At 68.2% G+C, this 4,297-nt stretch carries 4 protein-coding genes; 2 read left to right on the forward strand and 2 right to left on the reverse strand.

The features are described 5' to 3' along the window. Positions 1 to 136 precede the first annotated feature (136 nt). Positions 137 to 367: a 2'-5' RNA ligase family protein gene (locus tag L0H79_RS21085; RefSeq protein ID WP_301486637.1), complete on the forward strand. Its 231-nt coding sequence runs from the start codon at positions 137 to 139 to the stop codon at positions 365 to 367. 64 nt (positions 368 to 431) lie between these two features. On the opposite strand, the gene L0H79_RS21090 is transcribed toward L0H79_RS21085, so the two are convergent. Then, on the reverse strand, positions 432 to 1,352 hold the full coding sequence (locus L0H79_RS21090; protein WP_301486638.1) for an LLM class F420-dependent oxidoreductase: 921 nt from the start codon (positions 1,350 to 1,352) through the stop codon (positions 432 to 434). 35 nt (positions 1,353 to 1,387) lie between these two features. Here L0H79_RS21090 and L0H79_RS21095 point away from each other — a divergent pair, with 35 nt between their 5' ends. Continuing rightward, complete coding sequence (locus L0H79_RS21095) at positions 1,388 to 2,404, forward strand: magnesium transporter CorA family protein (RefSeq protein ID WP_301486640.1); 1,017 nt, start codon at positions 1,388 to 1,390, stop codon at positions 2,402 to 2,404. Positions 2,405 to 2,434: 30 nt separating this feature from the next. On the opposite strand, the gene ettA is transcribed toward L0H79_RS21095, so the two are convergent. Continuing rightward, positions 2,435 to 4,117, reverse strand: a complete 1,683-nt coding sequence (gene ettA / locus L0H79_RS21100; protein ID WP_301486641.1) for an energy-dependent translational throttle protein EttA — start codon at positions 4,115 to 4,117, stop codon at positions 2,435 to 2,437. Positions 4,118 to 4,297 lie beyond the last annotated feature (180 nt).

Here is a 4,297-nt window from a genome sequence, read left to right on the forward strand (position 1 = left end):
CGCCAACGACGTCATCCCGCGTGCTTCGTAGTCACTCCAGCGGAGCCGCACCCGTTCGAGTTCGCGCTGGAGCGGTTCGGCCTCTTCCCGAACGGGATCATCCATCTCGTCCCGGCGCCGGAAGCCCTTCCGCGCCGTGACCGAGCAGCTCTGCGCCGCCTTCCCCGACAAGTCGCCGTATGCCGCCCAGTTCCCTGACGTCACACCGCACCTGACGCTCGACGCACGCTCGGACACCGTGTCCGTCGCCTCGACGAGGCGGCTCCTCGGCGACCTGGTCCCCGTCACGTGTCGGGTCGAGCGTCTCGACCTGGCCTGGTACGAGCCCGGCAACTGCCACCTCGTGACGAGCTGGCGACTCGGGTAGCCCTCGCTCCGGTCGAGCGGTCACCTTGTCCCGGTCGATCGGTCACCGACGCCCGGTCGACCGGTCACAAGCCCGCCCGCCGCAGCGGTTCCGCCTGCCTGACGAGGTCGGCGACGAGCTCGTAGGCGTCGCGCTCCTCCGGGTTGGCCATGCCGAGGATGACGTCGTCGACCCCGGCCTCGGCGAGCGCCCCGAGCCGGTCCACCACCCGGCTGACGGACTGCGTCGTCTCGCCTGACGCGGCCCGCTCGCCACCATTGCGGGACAAGGTCACTCGCGACAGCACGGTGTTGCGGACCTCGCGTGGGTCGCGGCCCACCTCCGTGCAGCGCTCCGCGAGAACGGCCAGCTTGGAGCGGATCCGGTCCGGGCCGACGTCGAAGAGGTTGCACGCGTCGCCATACCGGGCTACGAGACGAAAGGTCTTCTCCTCCCCCATGCCTCCGACGAGGATCGGCGGGTGCGGACGGCGGATCGAGGGTGGGCTGTTGAGTGTCCGCTCGAGGGTGTAGTGCCGCCCCGAGAAGGGCGCGTCGTCCTGCGCCCACATCTGGCTGACGATGCGAAGCGTCTCGTCGAGCCGCTCGAAGCGCTCCTTCAGCGGCGGGAACGGCACACCCAGACCTCGGTGCTCCTGCTCGTTCCACGCTGCCCCGATCCCCAGCCAGGCACGGCCACCGGAGAGCACGTCGAGGGTGGTGACCGTCTTGGCGAGCAGTCCGGGATGCCGGTATGTCACCCCCGTCACGAGCGCCCCCAGCTCGATCCTCGAGGTCAGCCCAGCGGCATACCCGAGGGTCGTGTAGGCCTCGAGCATCTCGAGCTCGGCAGGTCCGACGCCCCGGATCTGGAACCAGTGGTCCATCACCCAGAGGCTCGACAGACCGGCCTCCTCGGCGTCCCGGGCGATCCGGCCGAAGGTGGGACCGATCGCGCCGGGCCCGCCCGGCCAGGTGAACCGCGAGACTTGCAGTCCCAGTCGCATCCCTCGATCGTCGCAGACTCCGCCAGACTGGCACCATGCCTGAGGCCTTCGAGGATTGCGTGACCACCAGGCTGTGGCGCCACGGCGAGCTGGCTGCCGAGGGCTTCGCACTCTCCGACGTTTCGGAGCACCTCGCCGAGGACGATGCCCTCGTCTGGGTGGATCTGTGCCGTCCCGACCACGAACTGCTGCGCAAGCTCGCGGTCGAGCTCGATCTGGACACCCACGCCGTCGAGGACGCGATCCTGCTGCATGAGCGACCCAAGGCGACCCTCCATGCCAGCCACACTTTCCTGACGGTGTACGGGACAGCCCTGCGCGAGGCCGACCTCGATGATCCTCGACACAGCCGGCTGGAGCTGACCCGGATCTCCGCCTTCGTGCTGCCGAGAGGCATCGTCACGGTACACGGGCAGACCGGCTTCGACATGGCCGCCGTCGAGCGACGCTGGGAGGAAGACCACGAGCTGCTCCAGTATGGCGTCGGAGCCCTCGTGCACGGGCTGCTCGACAGCATCGTCGACGGCCACTTCGAGACGATCCAGCAGCTGGACCAGATGATCGAGGGGCTCGAGGACGTCCTGTTCGACGAGCATGGGAGCTCCCGCCAGGTCCAGACTCGCACGTACCGGATCCGCAAGGAGCTCGTCGAGCTGCGGCGCGCCGTCCTGCCCATGCGTGAGGTGGTCAACGCCGTCATGCGGCACCGGACCGAGGCCACCCACCACCGCAGCGAGCTGGACGGCTACTTCGCCGACCTGTATGACCACGTCCTGCGGGCATCCGAGTGGACCGAGTCGCTGCGTGACATGGTGACGACGGTATTCGAGACGAACCTGTCCCTGCAGGACGCACGGCTGAACACCGTGATGAAGAAGCTGACCGGATGGGCCGCGATCATCGCGGTCCCGACCGCGGTCACAGGTTGGTTCGGGATGAATGTGCCCTACCCGGGCTTCGGCAGCGCCACGGGGGTGGTGGCGAGCGCCGGCATCATCCTCGGGCTCGGGTTGCTGCTCTTCGTGTTGTTCAAGCGCAAGGACTGGATCTGACTCTGCACAGCGTGCCCGACCGCGACGCGGTCAGTCGCGGGTGAGCTTGCGGTAGGTAACCCGGTGCGGACGGGTCGCCTCCGGGCCGAGCCGCTCGACCTTGTTGGCCTCGTAGGCCTCGAAGTTGCCCTCGAACCAGTACCAGTTCCCGGGGTTGTCCTCGGTGCCCTCGTAGGCGAGGATGTGCGTCGCCACCCGGTCGAGGAACCACCGGTCGTGGGAGGTCACGACCGCGCATCCCGGGAAGTCGAGCAGCGCGTTCTCGAGCGAGCCGAGCGTCTCCACGTCGAGGTCGTTGGTCGGCTCGTCGAGCAGGAGCAGGTTGCCGCCCTGCTTGAGGGTCAGCGCCAGGTTGAGGCGGTTGCGCTCACCACCGGACAGGATGCCGGCCGGCTTCTGCTGGTCGGGGCCCTTGAACCCGAACTGCGACACGTAGGCCCGGGACGGGATCTCGACCTGCCCGACCTTGATGTGGTCGAGCCCGTCGGAGACCACCTCCCAGAGCGTCTTCTTCGGGTCGAGGCGTTCACGGCCCTGGTCGACGTACGAGATCATGACCGTGTCGCCGACCTTGACCTCGCCGCCGTCCGGCTCCTCCAGCCCGACGATCATCTTGAAGAGGGTCGTCTTGCCCACCCCGTTCGGGCCGATGACACCGACGATGCCGTTGCGGGGCAGCGAGAAGGACAGTTTGTCGATGAGCACGCGCCCGTCGAAGCCCTTCTTCAGGCCGGCCACCTCGATGACGACCGACCCGAGCCGGGGACCCGGCGGGATCTGGATCTCCTCGAAGTCCAGCTTGCGGGTGCGCTCGGCCTCGGCCGCCATCTCCTCGTAACGGGCCAGCCGCGCCTTCGACTTGGCCTGCCGTCCCTTGGCGTTGGACCGGACCCACTCCAGCTCGTCCTTGAGGCGCTTGGCGAGCTTCGCGTCCTTCTTGCCCTGGATCTGCAGGCGCTCCGACTTCTTCTCGAGGTAGGTCGAGTAGTTGCCCTCGTAGGGGTAGAGCCGGCCCCGGTCGACCTCGGCGATCCACTGGGCGACGTGGTCGAGGAAGTAGCGGTCGTGGGTCACCGCGATGACGGCGCCGGGGTAGCCGGCGAGGTGCTGCTCGAGCCACTGGACGGACTCTGCGTCGAGGTGGTTGGTCGGCTCGTCGAGCAGGAGCAGGTCGGGCTTCTGCAGCAGCAGCTTGCACAGGGCTACCCGACGGCGCTCGCCACCGGACAGGTTCGTCACCGGGGCATCCGGCGGAGGACAGCGCAGTGCGTCCATGGCCTGCTCGAGCTGGCTGTCGAGATCCCACGCGTCGGCGTGGTCGATCTGCTCCTGCAGCTTGCCCATCTCCTGCAGGAGCGCGTCGTAGTCGGCGTCGGGGTTCGCCATCTCTGCCGAGATCTCGTTGAACCGGTCGAGCTTGGCCTTGATCTCGCCGGCGCCCTCCTCGACGTTGCCGAGGACCGTCTTCGCCTCGTTCAGCGGTGGCTCCTGCAGCAGGATGCCGACGGTCGCGTCCGGGGCCAGGCGAGCCTCGCCGTTCGAGGGCTGGTCGAGCCCTGCCATGATCTTGAGGATCGTCGACTTGCCCGCGCCGTTCGGGCCGACCATGCCGATCTTGGCGCCGGGGTAGAACGACATCGAGACGTCATCGAGGATGACCTTGTCGTTGTGCGCCTTGCGCGCCTTCGTCATGGTGTAGATGAACTCGGCCATGCGCAGAAGGTTATCCGGCACCGCCGGATGGTCCGAATCGGTCAGACCGCGTCGGCCAGCTCGTAGTCGTCGGTCTCGGGGTCGCCCAGCGCCGGCTCGTCAGCTACCGGCTCGTCAGAGACCGACTCGTCGAGCGCTGGGGCCGGCGGGCCGGGCACCTGGATGTCGTGGACCTCACCG

This window comes from Intrasporangium sp. (assembly GCF_030452765.1).
In the GTDB taxonomy this organism is placed as follows: Bacteria; Actinomycetota; Actinomycetes; order Actinomycetales; family Dermatophilaceae; genus Intrasporangium_A.

What these genes read in the sequence shown, in the direction of transcription:
- L0H79_RS21090 (WP_301486638.1), bottom strand. Translation starts at nt 1,352, where the DNA reads ATGCGACTGGGACTGCAAGTCTCGCGGTTCACCTGGCCGGGCGGGCCC.
- L0H79_RS21095 (WP_301486640.1), top strand. Translation starts at nt 1,388, where the DNA reads ATGCCTGAGGCCTTCGAGGATTGCGTGACCACCAGGCTGTGGCGCCAC.
- ettA (WP_301486641.1), bottom strand. Translation starts at nt 4,117, where the DNA reads ATGGCCGAGTTCATCTACACCATGACGAAGGCGCGCAAGGCGCACAAC.